We start from the raw sequence: 20,946 nt of genomic DNA, 5'->3' as shown, positions 1-20,946 counted from the left end.
CTAACCGGCGGGAACGTAGGTCTCGCGGTAGGCGTTCACGGATTCGGTCAGCCGATCGAGTTCCGCGCGCGTGCGGGCGAGTCCGGCCGCGTCGAGTCCCATCGCGTCGCCGATGATCGCCGGGACGCTGGCCGCGCGGTCCTTGAGCGCGGCGCCGTCCTCGGTCAGGCTGACGCGAACGGACCGCTCATCGTCGGCTTGGCGTTCACGCCGGACCAGTCCGATCTTCTCCAGCCGCTTGAGCAGCGGTGACAGCGTGCCGGAGTCGAGGTTCAGCACCGTGCCGAGTTCCTTGACCTGTCGCCGGTCGTCCTCCCAGAGCGCGAGCATCACCAGATACTGCGGGTAGGTCAGGCCCAGGTCGTCGAGCACCACGCGGTAGAGCGCGGTCACGGCCCGCGATGCCGCGTACAGGCCGAAGCAAAGCTGGTCGTCCAGGCGCAGTGACCCGGCGTCGTCCGTTCGCATACGCCCTTCCTTCTTTGTCGCCCCCAACGCTTCATGGTGCGTCGATGATCGCACGGCACGCTACTCGAGTGGGGTAAATCTCCTTGAGGACATTTTAGTTGTGCACAACTGAGTTGCGGGCTACCTTCAGCACATCAGCCGCTCACTCAGGAGGCAGAGATGACCGCCAACCCGCACAACCTGGCCCTCGAACCGGCCGCGCAGGCGTTCGTGGAGGCCACCGCCACCCCGCCGTTCCTCTTCCAGCTGCCGCCCGAGGAAGGACGCAAGGCCGTCGACGAGGTCCAGGCCGGCGACGTCGAACTGCCCGCCGCGGACGTCGAGACCACGCACGTCGACGGCACCGAGGTCCGCATCGTCCGCCCGCCGGGCGCGACCGGGCCGCTGCCCGTGATCGTCTACATCCACGGCGCCGGCTGGGTCTTCGGAAACTTCCACACCCACGAGCGCCTGGTCCGCGAACTGGCCGTCGGCACCGGCGCGGCCGTCGTCTTCCCCGAATACGACCGCTCGCCGGAAGCGCGCTATCCGGTCGCCATCGAGCAGAACTACGCCGTCGCGAAGTGGGTCGCCGAACACGGCGCCGAGAACGGGCTCGACAGCACGAAGATCGCGATCGCCGGGGACTCCGTCGGCGGGAACATGGCGGCAGCGCTCACTTTGCTCGCGAAGCAGCGTGGCGATGTCACCTTCCGGCAGCAGGTTCTCTTCTACCCGGTCACCGACGCGTCGTTCGAAACCGAGTCGTACCAGAAGTTCGCCGACGGCTATTTCCTTGCCCTCGAAGGCATGAAGTGGTTCTGGGACCAGTACACGACCGATCCCGCACAGCGCGCGGAGATCACCGTTTCGCCGTTGCGAGCGAGCCTCGACGAGCTTTCCGGTCTGCCGCCGGCGCTGGTGATCACCGGTGAAGCCGACGTCCTGCGCGACGAAGGTGAGGCGTACGCGGCGAAACTGCGTCAGGCCGGAGTATCGGTGACAGCCGTGCGGTACCAAGGCATCGTCCACGACTTCGTCATGCTCAACACGCTGCGCGAAACCCACGCCGCGGACGCGGCGATCAAGCAGGCGATCGCGGTGTTGCGTGCGGCTCTCGAAGGCTGAGTAAGCGGAACGCATTCCTGTCCAGGGTGACACGCGTCACCCTGGACAACACTTTGTGGTGGTGAGGCGTCTCTTGATCCAGATGTGGGACGTGCGGCGCGCGTTCCCGGCCGGGAGGGGACGCGAACACCATGGGACTGGGATTGAGTGCCATCCGGCTGGATTCGCCGCTGAACCTCGTCATCGTCCTGGTGCTCACCCTGCTCGCGATCGTCGCGGTGCCGTGGTTCTGGGAACGCTGGCGCCGCAAGATGATCGGCCGTAGTTCGACGATCCTCGTCGCGGTGGTGCTCATCGTGGTCAGCACCGGGATGGGCGGGAACATGATCGGCGGGTTCTTCCCGACGGTCGGCGCGCTGTTCGGCACCGGGGTGTACGCCGGTGGGAACGTCGACGCCGTCGCCGGAGAGAACGGCGCGGATCTCGACAAACTGCGCACCGGCGGCACAGTGCGGGCGAAAGAGGGCAAGGGCACCGTCGTGCTCATGCCGGTGAAGGGCAAGCGAACCGGCCTCACCCGCGATGTCACGGTCTATTTTCCGCCCCAGTACTACGATCCCGCGTACCGGTCGTTCAAATTCCCGGTCATCGAATGGATCCCGAACTACCCGTCCGGCCCCGAAGTGGTCACCGTCGGATACGAGTTGCCGTCGAGGCTCGACGAGGCGATCGCGTCGCACAAGCTCCCGCCCGCACTGGTGGTCATCCCGGATCCGACCGGGAAGCCCAAACTCGGCCACGACACCGAATGCGTCGACGAGGTCGGCGGCGACGCCAACGACACCTTCCTCACCGCGGACATCCGCGACTGGGCGATCGGCACCCTCGGCGCCAGCGACCAGCGGAAGGCGTGGACCATCGCCGGCTGGTCGTCCGGCGGGTACTGCGCCATGAACCTGGTGACGCGGCATCCGCAGTGGTACGGCCAGGCCGCGAGCGTCAGCGGATATGACAAGGCCTCGGTGGACGCGGAGACCGAGAACCTGTTCAAGGGCAGGCAGGACATCATCGACGCGAACTCGGTCTCCCTGAACCTGCAACGGCATCCTTCGCCGGTCGACATCCTCGCGATCGCCGGGGAGAAGGAGAACTTCGAGTCTTCCGCGCTCGACCAGATCCAGGCCGCGATCCGGCCGCCCGCAACACTTTCGTCGTGGCGGATCCCGGACGCCGGGCACAACATGAACACCTTCAAGACGCAGATCCCCGACGTGCTGGCCTGGATCGGCGCGCGGACCGTGCCGCCGTCGGCGCCGCAGGAAAAGAAGCTCGTCACCAACGGCGGGGTGACGCCGTGGCCGTTGCCCAACACCGGAGCGAAGGGCGCACTCGTCGACATTGTCGAGTGAGCCAGCCGAGTGGGCTAGCCGCGCTGGGCGCGATAAGCCTGGGGGTACAGGCGAAGCCGGGCCGGTGTTCGCGCACCGGCCTTGCGCGTGACGGCGCCGAGCCGTCGTAGGCGACGCTCGTCGACGTCCGTCCACTTGAGACCAAGACGCTCGCGCAACACCGTCGGCAGCAGACCGATCGCGCAGAGCGTGAGGACGTTCCCGCCCGCCGGCCGCACCGGGCGCCACAGGGTTTCCGGCAGGAACCACCACGGCGGCGCGGGTGTGTCCCGCATGGTGATCGAGTCGAGCAGTTCTCGCACGGTGTGGTTGTCTTCGAGCCTGTTCGCGACAGCGTCGTCGAAGTACACCTCGAAACCTTCGAGGTCCGAAGGCATGTGGTGTTCGCGGAGGCCGAGGATCAGGCCGAGCCGTCGCCATTCCGTGTAGAAGCGGCGCTTTTCCTCACGGGACAAGGCATGTACGAAGACTTCGTGCATGCGGACGGTCGTCCAGAACGTTGAGCCGTGCACCCACCAGTAGGCCTCGGGGTTCAGTGCGTGGTAGCGCTCGCCGTGGTGATCGATGCCTTTGAACGCCTTGTGCATCTCGCGGAGCCGTTCGGCTTCGGCGATCGACTCCTGGCCGCCGAAAACCTGTGACAGCAACGAATCGATGGTCCGGTCGAGGCGGCCCCACGGGTCTTCGGTGTAGTTCGAATGGTCGTGGACTCCGGCGCCGATCACCGGATGCGCGACCTGCAGCAGCAGGGCGGTACCCGCGCCGAGCAGCAGCCGCCGGTCGCCGACCACCTGCCAGGCAACGGAATCCGGGCCGAGCGGGGCCGGCTTGGAGGTGCGGGCTTCGGTGCTCATGACGACCTCCCGGAAGAGTGGCGTGCAGTCACTGTCCCACCTTGTTTACGGGTCGTCAATAGTGGTTCAGGCTCCGGTCAACGCCGGGAGCAGTGCCCTCACGGCCGCGGTCACCTGCCTGCCGCCGCTGGCGTAGGTGGTCGACGTCGGCTGCGAGGTCAGCACCACCACGATGTAGCGGTCGTCCTTGCCGACGACGCCGGAGGTGTGCAGGATCCGGGCGCCGCGGCAGCACGACCAGCCCTGTTTCACCGACCAGGGAATGGCGCCTGTCGCGTCCGGGATGCCGAAGTACTGGCGGATCCCGTCGGCGCCGCTCTCCGTCGCCCCGCTCAGCGCCCGCATGATGATCGACCGCGTTCCCGGGCCGACCTGGTCCATCACGTAACGGTAGATCCGCCCGATGTCGGCGGCGGTGATCCGGGTGTCGCCCCACCGGCCGGGATCCTCGGGTGGCCGGGTGCCGGTGAGGCCGATCTTGGTCGCCCAGCGCGTCACGATGCTCGCCCCGCCATGGGTCGACCACAGCGCGCTCGCCAGGTTGTCGTCGCTCATCGACAACATCCGCTGCACGCTGGCCGTCGATGTCCCGGCTTGGAGCGCGTCGAGGGCGATGAGGATCTTGACCAGCGACGCCGAGGTGTAGGAACGGTCCGGCTGCAGGGAAATCAGGTTCTTCTTGGCGGTGCGGTCGTAGACGACCACGCTCACCTGCCCGCCGGGAACGAGCTCGGTGATGGCCTTCAGTTCGACGGCGACGGGCTTGCCCGGATCGGACTTGCCCGGCTCAGACGGCGGCGGCGATGGCTGAGGCGAGGGGGCCGGTCCCTCGGACGGCAGAGACTCGCCCGTCTTCGCTTCGACGCTCATCGTCGCCGTTCCCGACGCGGCGTCGGCGACCAGCGGCGCGGTGGACCGCGCGGAGGGAACCATCAGCATCGCGCCGATGGCACCGAGACACAGCCCCACCAGGAGGAAAACTCCGCTCACCTTGCCCACATGACTTGTTGGCCGGATCACTCAAAAGTGTTCGCGGTCTAGGCCATTCGTGTGGCGCAAGTCTCGTTTGAGCGCGGATTTGTAACGCCTTGTGTGCGCAGCGTGGACCTGGAACGGGCTTCCGGTTTGTCCGCCTGGTCCGCGGGGTATCTGACCGGGGCGTGACTTTAGGTGGCCAACTCTGGAAGGCGGAGCAATGGCACGTGCACAACGGGCTCGTATCCGAACGGCGGGACTCCAGCCCGCTCAGGTTCTCGCCGGGCTGGCCAGCCTGGCGTTCCTGGTGTTCGGGATCGTGGGCTTCACCAAGACCGGGTTCGCCGATTTCGTCGGCTATAACTCGGCGACCGTCCTCGGGTTCTCGGTCAACCCGTTCTACAACCTCGGATTCGTCCTGATCGGAGTGGTCGGCCTCCTGCTGACGTTCGGTTCGGGCCGGTCCCGGGTATTCGGCCTGCTGACGTTCGCCGCCTTCGGCGCGTTGTTCGTCTGGGGCCTGATGATCACCGGGACCGTTTCGACGAATCCCGTTTCCCAGGCCGGTAACCCGTTCAACCTCAACGGCCCGGACAACTGGCTGCACCTCGGGCTGGCCGCGCTCGGTCTGCTGATCGCGTTCCTTCCCGCGCGGCACAAGGTGCTGCTGCCGGAAGACGAGGAACAGTCCGGCATCGGCGCCGTGGACACCGAACGGGCCGACAAGACCGTCGTCGACACCACCCCGGATTCCGCTCACCGGCCGCGGCATGAAAAAGGCCCGGCCGTCGCTCGTGAAGAGCGACCGCCGGGCCTTGCCCACTAGGTGATCAGTAACCGTATTCGGTACCGCCGGCCTCGGCGGGGGCGCCTTCCTCCTTCTTGGGGGCGGCGTTCCCGCTCTGGGCGGCCTTGTCCTTCACCGGCGCGGTGCTCTTGCAGCCGGCGGGCTCGATGACGAACCAGGTGCCGCCGACGCCGTGGCCGTTGGCTTCACCGGCGTTGGCGTCCTTGATGTAGCGGTAGACGGCCCAGCCACCGACGGTGACCTGGGTGGTGCCGTCCGCACGCTTCACGGTGCCGAGCAGCTTCGAGTCGATGCCTTCGAGCTGGACGTCGCCCTCGGCGAGCACCGGCGGCCAGGTCTTGGCGCAGTCACCGTTGCAGGTCGGCTGCTTGTTCTTCTTGTCCTTGGTGAACATGTAGAGGGTGAAGCCCTCCTTGTCCACAATGGCCGGTCCGATGCCGTCGACGTTGCTGGCGACCAGCTTCGTCGCGCCCTCGGCCTTCTCACCGGCGGGCGCCTCTTCGGCCTTGGCCGCCTGGCCCGCCTTGGCACCCTTGGCGTTCGCGGCGTACCAGGTGCTGCCGACGCCCTGGCCCTTCGTCTCGCCCGCCTTCGCGTCCTTGGCGTAGCGGTAGAGCGCCCAGCCGCCGACGGTGACCTGCTTGCGGCCGTCGGCGCGGGTCAGCTCGCCGACCAGCGCCTGGTCCACACCTTCGAGCTGGACGTCGCCGTCGGCGAGCACCGGCGGCCAGGTCTTGGCGCAGTCACCGTCGCAATTGGACTTCGCCGGCTTCGGGGTGTCCTTGTCGAAGCGGTACAAGGTGAACCCGTCCTTGTCGACGAGCACCTGGCCGAGATCCCCGGCTTCGGCCACGGCCACCTTGGTCTCACCCTTGGCCGCGGGGGCGTTTCCGCCTGCCCCGGCGACTGCTGCGGCCGGCGCGACGGCGGGTGCGGCGGCTTCGGTGCCCCCGGAGCAGGCCGACAGCAGCGCCAGGCCCGCTGCCGCAGACGCCGTTGCGACGACGAAACGCTTGCGAAGCATGGGATTTCTCCTTGTCCGTAGGGGTTCCGCGGTTTGTCGCGGTGAGCTTGTACCCCCAACACGGGCCCCCTGAGGGAGCGGTTCAAGGAAATCCCGGATTTTCTCAGCGGGCTTCCAGCGAGGCGTCCGTCAGCGCACCGGCCGAGCCTGTGTAGTGAGCGGGATCCAGCAGGTCGGCCAGGGAATCCGCGGTGAGGACTCCGGTTATCTCCGGCAGGTCGGAAAGAACCTCACCCAGTGCCCGCCCCTGCTCCAGCGCGAGCGCGGACGCCCGGCCGAGGACCTCCTTCGCCCGCGCCTTGCCCAGCAGCGGGGCCAGGACGGTCGAAATCCGCTCCGAGACGATCTGGCCGTGCGTGAGGCCGAGGTTCTCGTGCATCCGGCCGTCGTTGACGACTAGGCCGCGGGCGAGTTCGGCGGCGGTGTGCGCGGCGCCGCCGGTCAGGCGGAGGCACTCACGCAGCAACTGCCACTCGGCGTGCCACGCGCCCGCGGACCGCTCGTCCTCGGAGACGAGGGCCTGCGTGACGCCGGTGGCCAGCACCGGTACCTGGAGCGCCGCCGAGCGGATCAGCGTCGCGAGCACCGGGTTGCGCTTGTGCGGCATCGCCGAGGAGCCGCCGCGACCCTCGCCAGTGGGTTCGGTGACCTCGCCGACCTCGGTACGCGTGAGGAACTGGACGTCGCCCGCGATCTTGCCGAGCGCGGCGGCGGTGAAGGCCAGAGCGGCCGCGAGATCGGCCGTCGGGGTGCGGAGGGTGTGCCACGGAAGTGTGGTCTCGGCGAGGCCGGTCTCCTCGGCGAACGCCGACAGCAGCCGCCGCGGATAGCCAGCGGGCAGCTTCGCGAGGCGCGCGTACTCGCCGTACGCGGCTTGCGTGCCGGCCGCGCCGCCGAGAGAGACGGGAAGGACGACGCGGTTCAGTCGCTCAAGGGCGTCGAGGACGAGCTGCCGCCAGCCCGCCGCCTTGAGCCCGAACGTGGTCGGGACGGCGTGCGCGGTGAGGGTGCGGCCGGGCATGGTCGTGTCGCGGTGCGCGCGGGCGAGGCCCTCGAGAGCGCTCGCCGTGCTCTCGAGGTCGGCCGTGAGGATGTCGAGCGTCCGCGCGGCGACCAGCATCATCGCGGTGTCGAGGATGTCCTGGCTGGTCGAGCCGCGGTGGACGTACTCGGACGCGGCAGCCTCGGTGAGCTGCTTGACCAGCCCGACGACCGGATTCGCCGTCTCGCGCGCCGCCCGTGCCAGCGCGACCACGTCGATGTCGGCCGATGCCGCCGCCTCGGTGATCGCGTCGGCCGCCGCTCGCGGGATCAGCCCCGTGCGGGCCTGCGCCCTGGCGAGCGCGGCCTCGGTGTCGAGCAGGGCCCGCAGCCAGGCGAGATCACCCGTCTCCGCCTCGGCGGGCGTGCCGGCGCGCACGGGGGAGAGGAGGCCGGAGTCGGGATCGGCGTTCATCGGCCCAGCATCGCACTCCCCTTCGTCAGTGGCCGGTCTTGCCGTCGATGCGCTCCCTCAGCAGGTCTGCGTGGCCGTCATGGCGGGCGTACTCAGCGATGTGGTGGGTCAACAGCCAGCGCAGCGAGAACGGCTCACCGCTGCCGTACGTCCTGCCCGTGGCGTCGAGCGACGCCGTCGCGACGATCGCCCGGGACCGCTCGCACTCCTCATGCCAAGCCGCCCAAGCCGCCCCGACGTCGCCGTCGGTGTCCTCGAAGTCCTGCTCGGGCCGCTCGTCGGAGTAATAGAGCATCGGGACGTCCTCGCCCGCGAACTGGATGCGGAACCACCAGCGCTCCACACCCGTGAGATGCCTGAGCAGCCCGTGCAGCGACATCGTCGAAGGCCCGATCGACCGCTCGGCCAGCTGCTCCGGCGTCAGGCCCTGGCACTTCAGCTCGAAGGTGCGGCGATGCCAGTCGAGCGTGGACGTCAAGATCTCGCGCTCGCTCGCCACGCGGGGTGGCTCCGGCCGGTCGCCGGACCACTTGGGGGAGTAGTTCTCCTCGGGGATCGTGTCCATGGCCCCGACATTGGCAGAGACCCCCGACAAAATCCGTGGCGCGCGGGCGGCGGCCCCGCCATCCTGGGGGTCGGCGGCGGTCTACTAGACTTGGCCGCACGGGCCGTTAGCTCAATTGGTAGAGCTGCGGACTTTTAATCCGTAGGTTCTGGGTTCGAGCCCCAGGCGGCCCACCACCTCAACATCCCCGCTGACCTGCGGGGACGTTGTCTTTTCTGGCTCGTGTTTGCCTTGACGTCGACCACGATTGGGCTCCGTTTCGTCTCCGTTCGCTCTGCTGTGCCGAAGTTCGTGTCCAGTGGCCCCACGGAAGGCTGATGCTCTCCCCTTCACGTGAGCGGGTCCGGCGTGCTGGGCGCTGCAACACCGCTGTCAATTCCCGCGACATCCCAGCCCGACAACAGCACCGCGCGGACGCCTTCCGCGTGCTCAGGCTGATCTGGGGCGCCACAGGTGCCGACGGGCTGACCGCGATCCGCCTCCACGGCCCCGGCCTTCTCTAGCGCGTTGGTCTGCAATGCCTTCGTTTTTTCCGCGACGATGAGGGGCATGACCGACCACGCACGGCCGAGGGCCGCGAGCACCTCGTCAGGACCGAGCACCTCGTCAGGACCGAGCTCGGCGTCGGTGTTGTCGAAGCGGCTGACCGAGCTGACCCGGGCCGCGATGTGGTGGACCGCAATCCTGATCGCGGTCCTGACCGCGGCCGCGGTGATCGTGCTGTGGTGGCCGGCCACCGCCGGGCTCACCGGCGCGGATCTGGTGAAGGCACGGCTGGACGCGCTGAAGATCGGGCTAAGCATCGGAGTCGGTAGCGGCGGCGTGGTCGCCCTCTACCTCGCCTGGCGCCGCCAGCACTCCACCGAAGCCGACCTCGACAACCGCGAACGCGCCCTCGCCCACCAGCAGGACGTCGCCGCGGCCACCCAGGCACATCAGGAACGCGTCGCCGACGACGCCCGCGCGGACGCGGTCGAGCGGCGGATCACCGAGCTGTACACGAAGGCCGTCGAACAGCTCGGCTCCGACAAGGCCCCGGTCCGGCTCGGCGGCCTCTACGCCCTCGAACGCCTCGCCCAGGGCAACGAGACCCAGCGCCAGACCATCGTCAACGTCTTCTGTGCCTACCTCCGTATGCCTTATGACCTCCCTGACGAACAGGACCACGAAGAGGGTGCCAGCGCCGAGCAATTCGAGATCTATCGTGCGCGAGCGCAGGAACGCGAAGTCCGGCTCACTGCTCAACGCCTGCTCAGCGAGCATCTCAAGCCCAACCGCGGCCCTGTCTACTGGGGCGATCTCGACCTCGACCTCACTGGCGCCCAGCTCATCAACTTCAACTTCAACGACGTTCGGATGAGAACCGGCAACTTCTACGAAGCCACCTTCGCAGGCGACACCTGGTTCGAACGTACGACCTTCAGCGACTACGTCGTGTTCAGCAGTTCCACTTTTGCTGGCTACGCCAGATTCGGTAAGGCGGCCTTCATCGGCGACGCCATCTTCTTAGGGGCGACCTTCACCGACGACACCGCGTTCCACCAGGCGACCTTTGCCAGCGAGGCCTGGTTCGAGCATGTGACCTTCCTCGATGACGCCTGGTTCGGCGACGTTACTTTCACAGGTGAAGCGAGATTCGGCAGTGCGCGCTTCACCGGCGAGGCTTGGTTCATAGGGGCGACCTTCGCTGGCGAGGCCCTATTTGACGAGGCAACGAGAGGTGGGGACAGCCGACCTTTCCACCCATCATCCGTCTCCAGCAACAGTACCGATTCAGGCCAACCTGGCTGATCGACCTGCTCGGAAAACGATCAGTTGGGAGACGGCAGCGACGTGGGGCGCGTGGAACTCGCAACAGTTGCGAACGCGTCAATACATCGGGGCCACGGGGGGTATGTCCCTCATCCCTTCAGCAGGACAGCCAGTGCGATCTCGGCCGCCGCAACGAGCACTATCCCGACTACAACGCCCCACAGTCCCCACTCCAACCGCTGCTCGTCGTCGACAACGCCGTCGACGCTATGGAAACTCTGCTCATCCACCCCGGTGTCGACGCGCGTTCGTCCTGTGTTCGGCGACAGCGACTTCATCCCGCCGGTGGCGAAGCTGCGCGAGCACGGCAAGCACGTCATCGGCGTCGGCGCCGAGAGCGCCGCCAGCGGCAGGCTGGTGTCGGTGTGCTCGCAATACAGAGATGTCCGGAGGAAGGCAGCTGGCATCGGATGATCACCTGCACTTACGCAAGATTCGATCCTTTGCTGTCCTCAAAATCCTGCTCAGGCGAAGTAAGAGGCCCCGTCACGCAAGACCTCAGCAAGGCAGCGATCACGCGCAAGTGCGAGTCAGATTGCAGTAGGCTGACCGAGTGAAGCTGGCCCGAAGCTGCGGGCTATCGCGTATAATCGAACTTGTGTTCGATGACTTGCGGACGTCGCGTCTGGGGTTCTGCGCGGATCGAGCGGCGGTAGCCGGTAATCGAAGGTGGATGACCAAACTACACTTAGTGATGCAAATCACGCCCTAGGAGAAGTGTCAGATGTCCGATGGACATACACTCGGGTGTTGAAGTCGTGTATTGAGATGTGCGGCAGGTGCGACACGCTGAGTGACTAGTCGTCACTGAGGGTAGCTTTGACGGATTGAGGTGAGTGGGATGCTGTCGGCCGACGAAGTCGCCTCGGTGATCATTGCTCGCTCAGGCTCCTGGGTTGACTCCATGCGTCTGCAGAAGCTGCTGTACTACGCCCAGGCATGGCATCTGGCAATCACGGACCAGCCGCTGTTTCCTGAACAGATCAAAGCTTGGAAGGATGGCCCTGTCGTCCCCCAAGTTTGGCACTCGCGAAAAGATCAAACTACCCGGCGCGCTGCTGACCAGGTCGTTGACGGCATAGAGCTGGACGACATGACCTCCGACCTTGTCGACCTTGTCATCCGCAGCTATGGCTCCATGTCCGGGGAAGAGCTGAGCGCTCTGACGCACGTTGAGCAGCCATGGCAAGAAGCCCGAGGCGACCTGCCCGAGGATGCTGAATGCCGGACGCCGATAAATACACAGGCTATAGCCCAGTATTACCGAGCTAGTCGCAAGCTTGGAGGCCGCACTGCTGCCGACCTCGCTGCTGGCGGCATCCACCTCTTCGCGTCTTCGCATGAAGGCGGTAGCCCTGTGGATGTTGACGCTCTCCTCGCGTCGCTTCCAGACGACGACTATGGGGATGATCGTTGGGGGAGCGCTAATCTTGATCCTGGCGATCTTTACGACGAAGCGGGCATCGCGCACGAGCTCAAACGCTCATATGTGGACTCGTAGTAGATGGCAACTGGGGAACAGGAGCCGCGACGGCACGTCGTCGTATTCGATTGCAACGTCTACCTCGATGTTGCCGACTCTCTCGGTGCACCATTTTCATGGACTAGCTTCAACGCAGCTGTCGCACGCGTAGCTAAGGATCCTGTCCCTCATCCTGTGGATCGCGCGAATGACGCGCTCCGAGCGATCGCTGTCTGTATGTCGGGCCGCTTTGCTGGCCCCGAAACAATCGAAGTGTGGACGAACGCCCATATTGACAAGATTGTCCGGGGTAAGGCGACCCATCCCATTGTGGCCGACGAGGCTGGATATAGCGGGCTAGGTTGGGCGGAGCCTGAAGCCCAGGCGCTCATTGACGAATTTATCGGTAACCTTATTGCGCAATCCAACGGTGGCACGCTGGGTGATAGCTTCCCGGATGGAAATCCGCCGTTAGATCACGAAGACGGGATGGTCTTCGGTGCCTGTCGATGGCTGGCGGGGGACGACCCGCTAGCAGAGGTCTATTGCGTTACGAGCGACAAAGGCTTTCTGAAGGCGAGCAAAGAAGGTCGCCTCGGTAGTCATACCCGCGTGATGACACCATCAACTTTCGTAAGATTGATTCGCGCAGCTCGCACCCAGTACTCGGTGCGGCAGATGAAGCCGGGCTGAGCCTGCGTGAACTTTTCACTGATCCGGACTGCGGCATGGTTTGCCCGTCGGCCGCGATGGGCCGCTCGGCATGAGTGCTGAAGCCGGGCAATGACTGACGATGCGCGGCCAGGAGCCGCCGATTCCCCTCCGCCGGAAAGATCGCCGTCTTCCTCAGTGAGGCGGTAACCCGAGCTGACCCGAGCCGCGATGTGGTCAACCGCGATCGTGGTCGCGGTTCTGATGGCATTGCGGTGGTGTTTTGTCGTGAGGAGGCGGTTCGCACGTGGCCGACGCGAGGGCCTAAGGCCGCGCGATGGCGTGGGGGTGCATGGACTGCTGGTCACCTGGAATTCTCGCGTGACACCAGTTCCACAGCAGAAGCTTCGGCTGTAAACGGCGGCAGGATGGACGAATGGCGGCTAGTGACGATCTCAGCGGTGTATCCAATGCGGACCTGTTAACCAGGTACGCCTCGATTCTGCAGGAGCTGCAAGACCGGGGCGTAGTGCGGACTCGCAACGCCCCGCTGGGTGACTACGCCGAGTACCTCGCCGCCCAGGTCTACGATGGGAAGCTGGCCGCGAACTCGGTCAAGTCCTACGATCTACTCGCCGCCGACGACCGTCGAGTCCAGGTGAAGGCCAGAGCCGTAGCCCCGGATACCCGGGCGAGTGCCTCCTTCTCGGCCTTCCGCTCCTTCGACTTCGACATCGCCGTGCTGATCACCTTCGACAGCGCCACGTACGCGGTGCGGCAGGCCTGTGAGGTGCCGGTCGCCGACCTTGAAGCCGCTGGGCGGTACTCCGCCCACATCAACGGGCGCCTGATCACGATCACCGCCGGCATCCAGCTCGGCCATGACGTCACGGCGCGATTCCGCGCCGCCGAGGCGCGATAGCCCGTCAGAGACGCTCTGCGCTCCGCGGCGCCCCTCGACGTCTCGGCGCCGTTCCCGCGTGTGGAGGCTAGACATCGCGAACGATCAGTTGCCGGTCTACGTGCCGTGGGACTTCGACCTTGAACTGCGCAGCCTGCTGACCACAGAAACCACAGGTCAAGGTGGCTGCGGTCGGCACACCTGGTTAATCACAACCCAGCATGAGCAGTCGTCTGGGAGTCAGCCGCAGTTCATCGCTCACATCGAGCTAGGCCAGGTCGCTCCAGGACCAGCGGAACGAAGGCTCTCGGTTCGGATCGCGACCGTACGGGTATTGGCGTACTACGTGCGGGAGCAGGGTGGTGCAGGCGGCGAAGTTCCCTGCGTCGGCGATCCGCCATGCCAGTCGGGCAATAAGGTCGGTTGCGCCGATCGCCTCCAGCGCGGATAGCACGACGCGCCGGATCGACTTGGAGTACCAGGGATCGCACTCGGCGACGACCTTGGTCATTACTGCTTTCGCCGCAGCGCTTGGTCCCAGCTCGCGGGCCAGTGCGCATAATTTCTCGGTCCGGCTCGGTAGCAGGTTTGGTTCGATCCGTTCCACCAAGGTGTCGCGGGCGTCATGTTGACCGCCGGCGCGTAGATGCCACAGAAGGGCAAGCAGGCGTTCGAGGTTGGCCATATCCGCCGACTGTGCTGCCTTATCGGCGGCCGCGAGCGTCAGGTTGCCCATTTCCGTCGCGAAGGCCTCGGCCACGTCCTCGGCTCTGGTGTACGGGCTGAGGTTGATCGATGACCGGGGTGGGCGTGGGGCCGGTGGCTGCGGCTCGGGATCGAGTCGCAGCCGGCTGCTCACATCCAGGGGAAGGTTGGCCAGCATTGCCTCCCGGTTGGGGCTCCACCTGCGCAGTCGGCTGTCCTGGTTGACCATGGCGATGACGGCGGTGAGCTGGTCGGTCATGGCAAGGTCGGCCAGCATCTGCAGAACCCGCGCGGCATCCCTGAGGTGGTCGAAGGACAGGTCGGCCGGATCGGTCCGCTCGAGGAGGTAGCGGACTTCGTCCGGGAAGTTGTTGTCGTGCAGGACCTCCAGCACCCGGACGATCTCATCAGGCTCCTCGCCCGCAGGCAGTGCGAGGAGATGTGCGCGGATCGTGTGTCGGAAACCGGCGGCGACCATCGGGTGCACGAACCAGGCGAGGTGCCGCGAGTTCTCGGTGAGCATGCGTTTAGCGAAGATCTCGGCCTCGGCATGATCTACCTGGGCGAGGGGACCCAAAAGGTTGACGTTCGTCGGCATAGCGAGGGCGGGGCGGCGGGCGAGGAAGTCCGCAGTCGCAGCATTATCGTCGGAGGTGGCGAGCCACCGGACCAGGCGGACGATCTCCGGGTCAGCCAGGCTAGCCGCTTGCGCGGCTCGCCGGTGCAGGGCCGCGCGTGCCTGCGGTTCGTCACGCCGGGCCAGCTCGCGGTCCAGGTCCTCGAGTTGACGCAGGTCGATGACCGGTGTGTGTTCCACGATCCATGCGATCACGTCGTCACCGGCGTCCGGCACGTGTTCCAGCAGGGCCGCCGGGCCCGCGGGATGACCGGCTGACAGCGCTGCTTTCCGCAGGCTCGCGCCGATGCGGTAGAGACCGAAGCCGTCCGCGCGGGTAGCCAGTGTCGCCTGCTGCTCCGGGGTGCCAAAACGGTGCGCCGCGTCCCAGAAGGCCGCTTTCGGGATCTCCGTGCGGCGCTGGATACTGCCGTACTCCTCCAAGTAGAGGGCGAGCCGGACATCGGTGGACACGCTGCGGGTGCGGGTGCGCGGGATATCCGGGCGCAGCGGGCCGGGAAGACCTCGGACCGGTTTGCTGGCCTCAGCGAGCGCAGCTGGTAACCAGTCCTGGTCGTGGACCTGCTGCCATTCAGCATCGGTGGGGTAGCCGGTGGCGGCTTCTGCGAGGAAATCCAACGGTAGAGGAGCGGGCAGCCCCAGTCGGCGGGCGTCGACGGCCGCCGTAATCAACGCTCGGGTCATCGGCTGGCCGTGCTGGTACACGTCGATCAGGGCGGGCACGCCGGCGAGGTACTGGGTGACCTCCATGCCGGCCTCGTACGCCGCGCGAGCCAGCCGGGGATCCGCGGCCGCGGCGGCCGCCCACTCGGCTGGGTCCAACGGGTTGAACTCGGCCGGGATGGGGATGACTTGCCCGGCGAGTAGGAGCCGTGCGGCCTCGGGGTGCTCGCCGTCGTCGAGAGTGCGCCAGACCTCGTGCCACATCTGCGCGATCAGTGTCACCGGCGCCCGCGCCGTGTCCGAAACCACGGCGCCCAGGTACCGGGAGTTCTCTTCCGTCAGCTGGGTTTGGGGTTCGTCTAGCCAGACGACGGTGTGTGGTTCGATCCGGTCCAGCTCGCCCCAGTCCCCGGGCCGCCACACCCGCCAGCTCGGGTCCAAAGTCTGGATCGCTTCCCAGGCCGATCGGGACTTGCCGGTGGACGACCCGCCGATCAGGGTTATCACCTGGCCGTCGGCGACGGCTTTACCTAGCGGGACGTCGTGCGCGCGGCGAACGTAGCGCGGAAGACCGGTGGGGCCGTCCGCGCCGCCATCGATCGCCGGTTTTACCCCGAGCCGGAGCGGATCGCACTGGTCGACCGGGAGGCCGGGCCGGGTCGCGGCCAATGTCTGCCGCGCGGCCCCACGGGCGACAGCGTCCGCGGTGTCGGTGGCCCGTGCCCTGGTTTCGGCGAGGTAGGCGATATCCCACGGGCGCCTAGTGGTCAGGGCATCCAACTCCGGTGTGAGGCGGCTGTTCCGCTGTGCGGCGTCGCGGATCGCCGCGACCAGGGCAACCAGGGAATCAACGTGCTGCGGGAACGCCTGGCCGGCGAGCCACTTAGTTACGGTGGTGGGGGAGAACCCCAGTTTCCTGCCCAGGCTTCGTGTCGAGGCCAGGCCTCCGAGGTCCTTACGCGCACGGTCGAGCCGGGCCATCAACTCGTAGTAGTTGGGCTGGGTCACCTGCCCACCCTATGGGTGAGCGGGTGCGGCGAGCATCCACCGGGACCTGCACTGACCACTGAACACTCCCAGGGCGCGGAGGTGGGCGGGCAGCTTTGCGACCATGACGACGATTGCAGTTCTGGTTCTCCTGCTCGCTCTGTCCGGGGCGCTCAACATCGGGCTGGTCGCGGGGGTTCTCTCCCGCGCGTCCGGCAAGCCTGTGGCCGCCGCCGCACTGTTCGGCGGTGGGGTGGTGCTCACTGTCCTGACCGTCTTCTTCGCCGCTGTCGCGGCGTATCGCTAGGCGCCGGTCAGGCTCGGTGGCCTCAACGCCCCCTCGGGCGCCTGGTCCAGGACAACGAGTCTCAGCGCCAGACGATCCTTAACGCCTTCTGCGCCTACCTGCGAATGCCGTAAGACCTCACAATCGAGGAGATCTCAAGAACGGCTTCCGCGCCGATCAAAGCGAGATCTACCGTGTGAGGGTACAGGAGCGCGAAGTCCGATTCGCCGCCCAATGCTTGTTCACCAAGCATCTCGCCTCTGAGTGCAGTACCACCTACTGGGGATGGCCGACCTTGACCTCGCTGGTGCGCAACTCATCGACTTCACCATGACCGGTGTGCGCATTCGAACCGCCGTATTCAACGGAGCAACCTTCACCGGTGAAGCCGTGTTCGGAAAAGCGACTTTCGCCAGCGAAGCCTGGTTCGCCAAGGCGTACTTCGAGCGCAACGCCTGGTTCGGTAATACGACCTTCAACGGGGATGCCTGGTTCCGCGAAGCGGTTTTCGCCGGCGATGCATGGTCTCGCAGAGCGACTTTCACCGGTGATGCCACGTTCAGTACGGCATCGGTGGATGACAAGCCCTTTCATCCTCCGCAAGCTGTCACCAGGCACCAACGCGAGCTCGAGCAAATTTGGCCGTTGCGCAGGGCACGCGTGACCTCGAGTGCCTGCCACATACGGGAGACGTCCGTGGCCGGGTATTGCTGATTAGGCCGGTGGCTACGACCTCAGACGTTTCGAGGTTCACGTGCTGACTGAACGGGTGGTCGGCGCCCCTGATGGATACCCAAGCCCGGCACCGTCGGCAAGTCCCGGAAATCTGGCTTCGCCGGACGGCGTGGGCTACTCGGCGGGTCGGCGTCGTTTGTCGCGGATGTAGATGACCGCGGGCTTGCCGTCGCCCGGGCTGCGGCGGTCAGGCTCGAAGAGGGTGGTCGCGGTAATCAGGCCGCCGAGCTTGGCATAGCCGTAGTTGCGGGAGTCGAAGTCCGGGCGCTGTTTGGTGATGATGCTGCCTACGGCTGCGAGTGCGGCCCAGCCGTCGTCGTCGGAGGCTGCCTCGACCGCGTTGCGCAGCTGATTTACCAGCGCCGTGTCTGCCTTCAGCTCTGCCGCGGTCATAGCGACTTTCGACTTGGGTGAGGCTTCCACGAGTGTGGTGGGGCTGTGGTGGTAGGTGCGGTTCTCGGTGTAGATGAACTTGTCGCAGGCCGCTACGAAGGGCTGGGGTGTTTTGCGTTCGCCGAAGCCATAGACGGTGAGGCCGGATTCGCGTAGTCGTGCGGCGAGTCTGGTGAAGTCGCTGTCGCTGGAGACGATGCAGAATCCGTCGAAGCGTCCGGAGTAGAGCAGGTCCATCGCGTCGATGACCATGGCGGCGTCGGTGGCGTTCTTGCCGGTGGTGTAGGCGAACTGCTGGATGGGCTGGATCGGCTGGGCCAGCAGGTGGTCCTTCCATCCTTTGAGGTTCGTGCCGGTTCAGTCGCCGTAGGCGCGTTTGACGTGCGCGGTGCCGTACTTGGCGACCTCGGCCAGCAACCCTTCGGTGATCGACGGTCGCGCGTTGTCCGCGTCGATCAGTACCGCGAGTCTGACTGTGCTCTCGCCGGCCATGGATCAGGAACCCCCTGGTAGTCGTCGGACCCTGACGTCAGACGATATGTTGAGTCATCTGTGCCTGCATCGCACGGCCGCATATCGTCCTGGTCTGCGCCAGCACTGGAAGTGGAGCGCGTCAACGGCGTGCAGTCGCTACTCGGGGAACCAGTCATCGACATCCTCGGGGGTCGGCGCGGCGGGTTGGTCTCGATCTCGGAGAAACGGCGCCATGGTCCGGTTGCGATTGCCGGGGTCTGCCTTCTTGAGGGGCAGGCGCACGATGCTGTGGACCGCTGCTGTCACGCCGTCACGCGAATCCCGGGTGCCGGTTGTTCCTAGCGAGGCCGAAGCCCAGAGGTTCACTCGTCGGCGCCGCTGCCCGACGCGGCGGGGCAGTCTGGAGCTGCGGTGTGCTCTCGCGGGTGGTCGAACAGGTTGGTGAGGATGTGGGCGACCGTGGTCTGCAGGTCGGAGGCTGGCGGGATGAGCTGTTCGCCGGCCAGCCCGAGCAGGTCCCGCTCGCGGTACCACTCGCGCATGTGCTCGGGGCCGAACTCGTGTGCCTGCGGCCGGGTTGCGTGTCGGCGTAGCGACTCCTCGAACGAGACGTCGAGGTAGTAGATGCCGGTGCGGCCTCGGTGATCCGCGAGAAGGTCGGCGATCATGCCGCTGTAGCGTTCGGAGTGCAGAATGCCTTCTACGATCACGTGCAAGCCCGCGTCGAGGGCGTAACGAGCCACGGTCGAGAGGAGACCGATATTCACCCCGCCCGGGATGTCACGTTCTTTGAGGATGGTTCGGCGGATCACATCCTGGGCTGCCACAGCGCATGTCCGTCCGAGTTGCGAACGGACCGACAGCGTGACAGAGCTCTTGCCTGATCCCGAGTTGCCTCGCACGATCGCCAGGCGGGTGGAGCTTGATCCGGTGGGTGCCATCGGATGCAGTCTAGGCAGCGGGACGGTCACAACGTTTCCGTTGTGCGGTGTGAGGTTGTCGCTGGTGCCCTCGATTGACCACCAGCGCGCGGTGCCCGGCGAGGAAATCGACGATTCGGCATAAAGGAACCGGCGCTGACGATCTGGTGCAGTTGCTCTTTGCGGGCGGGGGAATGGATCACGATCAACCCGGCGTTCAGCGGCTGCCAGGGCGTCTCTACGTCGATGGCCGCTGGAGCTGAAGGCCGGGCGCGTGTTATGCCGGTCGCTGGGCCAGCTGGGCGTCGATCCTCAGATTCCCCAGGTTGATGGGTTCGACCCGGGTATGAGCGAGCCGCTGCGATTTCCGGGGAGGGCTCTGGCATCCTCGTCGGGATCCTGTACCGACCAGTGATCGCGGAGTTCTCTTGATCAAGCATTCGACGGCATCCACCTTCGTGTTCCATCGCTTCCCTGAGGGGTGGCTGTTGGGACTGGTCGATCAGCCGCGGCTGGGCCGGAAAATGATCGTCGGTGGCCACGTCGAGGACGATGAGACCGAGGCGCAGGCCGCGGTCCGTGAGGCGGCTGAGGAGTCGGGTCTGGTGGTGCGTTTGCTGGCTTGCCCGACGCCGCCGTTACCGTCGGGCTATCCGCATGCGCAGGTGCCATCACCGTGGTGGATCAACGAGATCATGGTTCCCGCCGATAACCATCTGGACGAGCCTCACGTGCACGTCGACCACCAGTACCTGGCTATCGCCGACTCACCGGTTCCGGTGAGTGACGCGGTGCATCCTTTCGGCTGGTTCGCGCTGGAGGAGCTCGACGATCTGAACATGTTCGAGGACACCCGGATGCTGGCCCGTGCGTTGTTCCCGATCATCGGGTCGATCACGCAGGCCAGTGGCGACGCGGTCGGCCTGCTGCGCGTCCTGGCGGCCAGCGGAATGGGCTAACCACGCCGTCACCGAACAGATGTGGTGGCGGGGCCTTCGAACAGATGAGCCGGGGTATCGGCGATCCAGCTGGTGATGGTGTCGACCAGCGCCGCGGTGTCGTGCTCGCGCCGATCGAGTACCCGAACCCGGTCCGGGGCTGTGGTGGCCAGCCGTTCGAACAGCGGTGCGGCTCGACGGAGCAGGCCGCACTGTTCGTCAGTGAATCGGCGGCCGTCGCGGGCTTCGGCCCGCTCGATTGCGGCTTGGACGTCGTCGGTGATCACTATCGTCAAATCGGGTAGCGGTCGCCAGCGGCTGGCGTCGTGGAGGATCTTCCCGACCCGAGCCGCCGCGGTGTTGTCGTCGGGCTCCAGGAGCAGGGATTGGTAGACCGCGGTGGTGTGGATGCTGCGGCCTTCGATGACGGTGTGCCCGGCGAGCAGGGCTGGCAGTGCGGCCTCGTAGTCGTGCATCTTGATCGCGAGCAGCAGCAGCGTTTCTGAGCGCGGGAACCCGCCCCGCAGGAAGTACTCGCCGTCGGCGGCGTCGATCAGGATGTGCAGGAGACGGCGGCCCAGGTCGGTCGTCGAGCCGGTGCGACGGGAGAACTCCTCGATCACGTGAGGTGGGCGTTGTCCGCGCTCAGTTGCTGCGGCGATGAGGGCGTCAGTGAGGTAGGACTTGCCGACGCCATTGATGCCTTCGATCGAAATGAGCCGGCCGCGATGGTTGCTGAGCATGAGGAGACCCCTCGGATCAGGCGTTACGGACGC

The 20,946-nt window shown here is 66.2% G+C and carries 22 protein-coding genes, 1 tRNA gene and 1 pseudogene; 12 read left to right on the top strand and 12 right to left on the bottom strand.

What is annotated here, in order from left to right; translation table 11 throughout:
* The gene (locus tag ACLJRL_RS23495; RefSeq protein WP_410658414.1) at positions 1–468 is read right to left on the bottom strand and encodes a MarR family winged helix-turn-helix transcriptional regulator; all 468 of its coding nucleotides are present in this window, start codon (positions 466–468) and stop codon (positions 1–3) included.
* A gap of 159 nt (positions 469–627) precedes the next feature.
* Here ACLJRL_RS23495 and ACLJRL_RS23490 point away from each other — a divergent pair, with 159 nt between their 5' ends.
* A complete protein-coding gene (locus ACLJRL_RS23490; RefSeq protein WP_410658413.1) occupies positions 628–1,575 on the top strand; it encodes an alpha/beta hydrolase in 948 nt (315 codons plus the stop codon).
* A 131-nt stretch (positions 1,576–1,706) separates the two neighbouring features.
* On the top strand, positions 1,707–2,924 hold the full coding sequence (locus tag ACLJRL_RS23485) for an alpha/beta hydrolase (protein WP_410658412.1): 1,218 nt from the start codon (positions 1,707–1,709) through the stop codon (positions 2,922–2,924).
* Positions 2,925–2,938: 14 nt separating this feature from the next.
* Here ACLJRL_RS23485 and ACLJRL_RS23480 read toward each other — a convergent pair whose 3' ends face one another.
* Both ACLJRL_RS23480 and ACLJRL_RS23475 read right to left on the bottom strand, forming a co-directional pair.
* Entirely contained in the window at positions 2,939–3,778 is an 840-nt protein-coding gene (locus ACLJRL_RS23480) for an oxygenase MpaB family protein (protein ID WP_410658411.1), read from the bottom strand.
* Between the two features lie 66 nt (positions 3,779–3,844).
* Positions 3,845–4,768: a serine hydrolase gene (locus tag ACLJRL_RS23475; RefSeq protein WP_410658410.1), complete on the bottom strand. Its 924-nt coding sequence runs from the start codon at positions 4,766–4,768 to the stop codon at positions 3,845–3,847.
* A 205-nt stretch (positions 4,769–4,973) separates the two neighbouring features.
* Here ACLJRL_RS23475 and ACLJRL_RS23470 point away from each other — a divergent pair, with 205 nt between their 5' ends.
* On the top strand, positions 4,974–5,579 hold the full coding sequence (locus ACLJRL_RS23470) for a DUF4383 domain-containing protein (protein WP_410658409.1): 606 nt from the start codon (positions 4,974–4,976) through the stop codon (positions 5,577–5,579).
* A gap of 4 nt (positions 5,580–5,583) precedes the next feature.
* Here the strand turns inward: ACLJRL_RS23470 and ACLJRL_RS23465 are convergent, their stop codons facing one another.
* From ACLJRL_RS23465 to ACLJRL_RS23455, 3 genes are all read right to left on the bottom strand, one after another.
* The gene (locus tag ACLJRL_RS23465; RefSeq protein ID WP_410658408.1) at positions 5,584–6,585 is read right to left on the bottom strand and encodes an SCO0930 family lipoprotein; all 1,002 of its coding nucleotides are present in this window, start codon (positions 6,583–6,585) and stop codon (positions 5,584–5,586) included.
* Positions 6,586–6,688: 103 nt separating this feature from the next.
* Complete coding sequence (gene pcaB / locus ACLJRL_RS23460) at positions 6,689–8,041, bottom strand: 3-carboxy-cis,cis-muconate cycloisomerase (RefSeq protein WP_410658407.1); 1,353 nt, start codon at positions 8,039–8,041, stop codon at positions 6,689–6,691.
* Between the two features lie 25 nt (positions 8,042–8,066).
* Positions 8,067–8,606: a DinB family protein gene (locus ACLJRL_RS23455; RefSeq protein ID WP_410658406.1), complete on the bottom strand. Its 540-nt coding sequence runs from the start codon at positions 8,604–8,606 to the stop codon at positions 8,067–8,069.
* Positions 8,607–8,706: 100 nt separating this feature from the next.
* On the opposite strand from ACLJRL_RS23455, the gene ACLJRL_RS23450 reads away from it, so the two are divergent.
* Positions 8,707–8,782, top strand: a tRNA-Lys gene (locus ACLJRL_RS23450).
* A 153-nt stretch (positions 8,783–8,935) separates the two neighbouring features.
* Here the strand turns inward: ACLJRL_RS23450 and ACLJRL_RS23445 are convergent.
* On the bottom strand, positions 8,936–9,343 hold the full coding sequence (locus tag ACLJRL_RS23445; RefSeq protein ID WP_410658405.1) for a hypothetical protein: 408 nt from the start codon (positions 9,341–9,343) through the stop codon (positions 8,936–8,938).
* Between ACLJRL_RS23445 and ACLJRL_RS23440 the strand changes: the two genes are divergently transcribed.
* The 5 genes from ACLJRL_RS23440 (at position 9,318) to ACLJRL_RS23420 (ending at position 13,453) form a co-directional block, all read left to right on the top strand.
* The gene (locus tag ACLJRL_RS23440; protein ID WP_410658404.1) at positions 9,318–10,397 is read left to right on the top strand and encodes a pentapeptide repeat-containing protein; all 1,080 of its coding nucleotides are present in this window, start codon (positions 9,318–9,320) and stop codon (positions 10,395–10,397) included. The genes ACLJRL_RS23445 and ACLJRL_RS23440 overlap by 26 nt on opposite strands.
* A gap of 42 nt (positions 10,398–10,439) precedes the next feature.
* Entirely contained in the window at positions 10,440–10,832 is a 393-nt protein-coding gene (locus ACLJRL_RS23435; RefSeq protein ID WP_410658403.1) for an NYN domain-containing protein, read from the top strand.
* Positions 10,833–11,259: 427 nt separating this feature from the next.
* A complete protein-coding gene (locus tag ACLJRL_RS23430; RefSeq protein ID WP_410658402.1) occupies positions 11,260–11,919 on the top strand; it encodes a Panacea domain-containing protein in 660 nt (219 codons plus the stop codon).
* A 3-nt stretch (positions 11,920–11,922) separates the two neighbouring features.
* On the top strand, positions 11,923–12,573 hold the full coding sequence (locus ACLJRL_RS23425) for a hypothetical protein (RefSeq protein WP_410658401.1): 651 nt from the start codon (positions 11,923–11,925) through the stop codon (positions 12,571–12,573).
* Positions 12,574–13,060: 487 nt separating this feature from the next.
* A complete protein-coding gene (locus tag ACLJRL_RS23420) occupies positions 13,061–13,453 on the top strand; it encodes a DUF6998 domain-containing protein (protein ID WP_410658400.1) in 393 nt (130 codons plus the stop codon).
* A gap of 247 nt (positions 13,454–13,700) precedes the next feature.
* Here the strand turns inward: ACLJRL_RS23420 and ACLJRL_RS23415 are convergent, their stop codons facing one another.
* Complete coding sequence (locus ACLJRL_RS23415) at positions 13,701–16,445, bottom strand: hypothetical protein (RefSeq protein ID WP_410658399.1); 2,745 nt, start codon at positions 16,443–16,445, stop codon at positions 13,701–13,703.
* A gap of 103 nt (positions 16,446–16,548) precedes the next feature.
* Here ACLJRL_RS23415 and ACLJRL_RS23410 point away from each other — a divergent pair, with 103 nt between their 5' ends.
* Positions 16,549–16,731 (top strand): hypothetical protein, encoded by a 183-nt coding sequence (locus ACLJRL_RS23410; RefSeq protein ID WP_276367664.1) that lies wholly within the window; start codon positions 16,549–16,551, stop codon positions 16,729–16,731.
* Between the two features lie 264 nt (positions 16,732–16,995).
* A complete protein-coding gene (locus ACLJRL_RS23405; RefSeq protein WP_410658398.1) occupies positions 16,996–17,424 on the top strand; it encodes a pentapeptide repeat-containing protein in 429 nt (142 codons plus the stop codon).
* Between the two features lie 135 nt (positions 17,425–17,559).
* On the opposite strand, the gene ACLJRL_RS23400 is transcribed toward ACLJRL_RS23405, so the two are convergent.
* The 3 genes from ACLJRL_RS23400 to ACLJRL_RS23390 form a co-directional block, all read right to left on the bottom strand.
* Complete coding sequence (locus tag ACLJRL_RS23400) at positions 17,560–18,138, bottom strand: NYN domain-containing protein (RefSeq protein ID WP_410658692.1); 579 nt, start codon at positions 18,136–18,138, stop codon at positions 17,560–17,562.
* Between the two features lie 57 nt (positions 18,139–18,195).
* Positions 18,196–18,330 carry a hypothetical protein gene (locus tag ACLJRL_RS23395; RefSeq protein WP_410658397.1) on the bottom strand — a complete coding sequence of 45 codons (135 nt, stop codon included), beginning with the start codon at positions 18,328–18,330 and terminating at the stop codon, positions 18,196–18,198.
* 344 nt (positions 18,331–18,674) lie between these two features.
* A complete protein-coding gene (locus ACLJRL_RS23390; protein WP_410658396.1) occupies positions 18,675–19,253 on the bottom strand; it encodes an AAA family ATPase in 579 nt (192 codons plus the stop codon).
* 401 nt (positions 19,254–19,654) lie between these two features.
* On the opposite strand from ACLJRL_RS23390, the pseudogene ACLJRL_RS23385 reads away from it, so the two are divergent.
* Positions 19,655–20,191, top strand: a pseudogene (locus ACLJRL_RS23385) (NUDIX hydrolase); the annotation flags it as partial.
* Positions 20,192–20,199: 8 nt separating this feature from the next.
* On the opposite strand, the gene ACLJRL_RS23380 reads toward ACLJRL_RS23385, so the two are convergent.
* Positions 20,200–20,913, bottom strand: coding sequence for a dTMP kinase (locus ACLJRL_RS23380; protein WP_410658395.1), 714 nt, complete (start codon positions 20,911–20,913; stop codon positions 20,200–20,202).
* Positions 20,914–20,946: the final 33 nt, after the last annotated feature.

The sequence above is a fragment of the Amycolatopsis sp. lyj-112 genome (assembly GCF_046549055.1).
Taxonomy (GTDB): domain Bacteria; phylum Actinomycetota; class Actinomycetes; order Mycobacteriales; family Pseudonocardiaceae; genus Amycolatopsis.
This window is presented reverse-complemented; position numbering and strand designations above follow the sequence as displayed.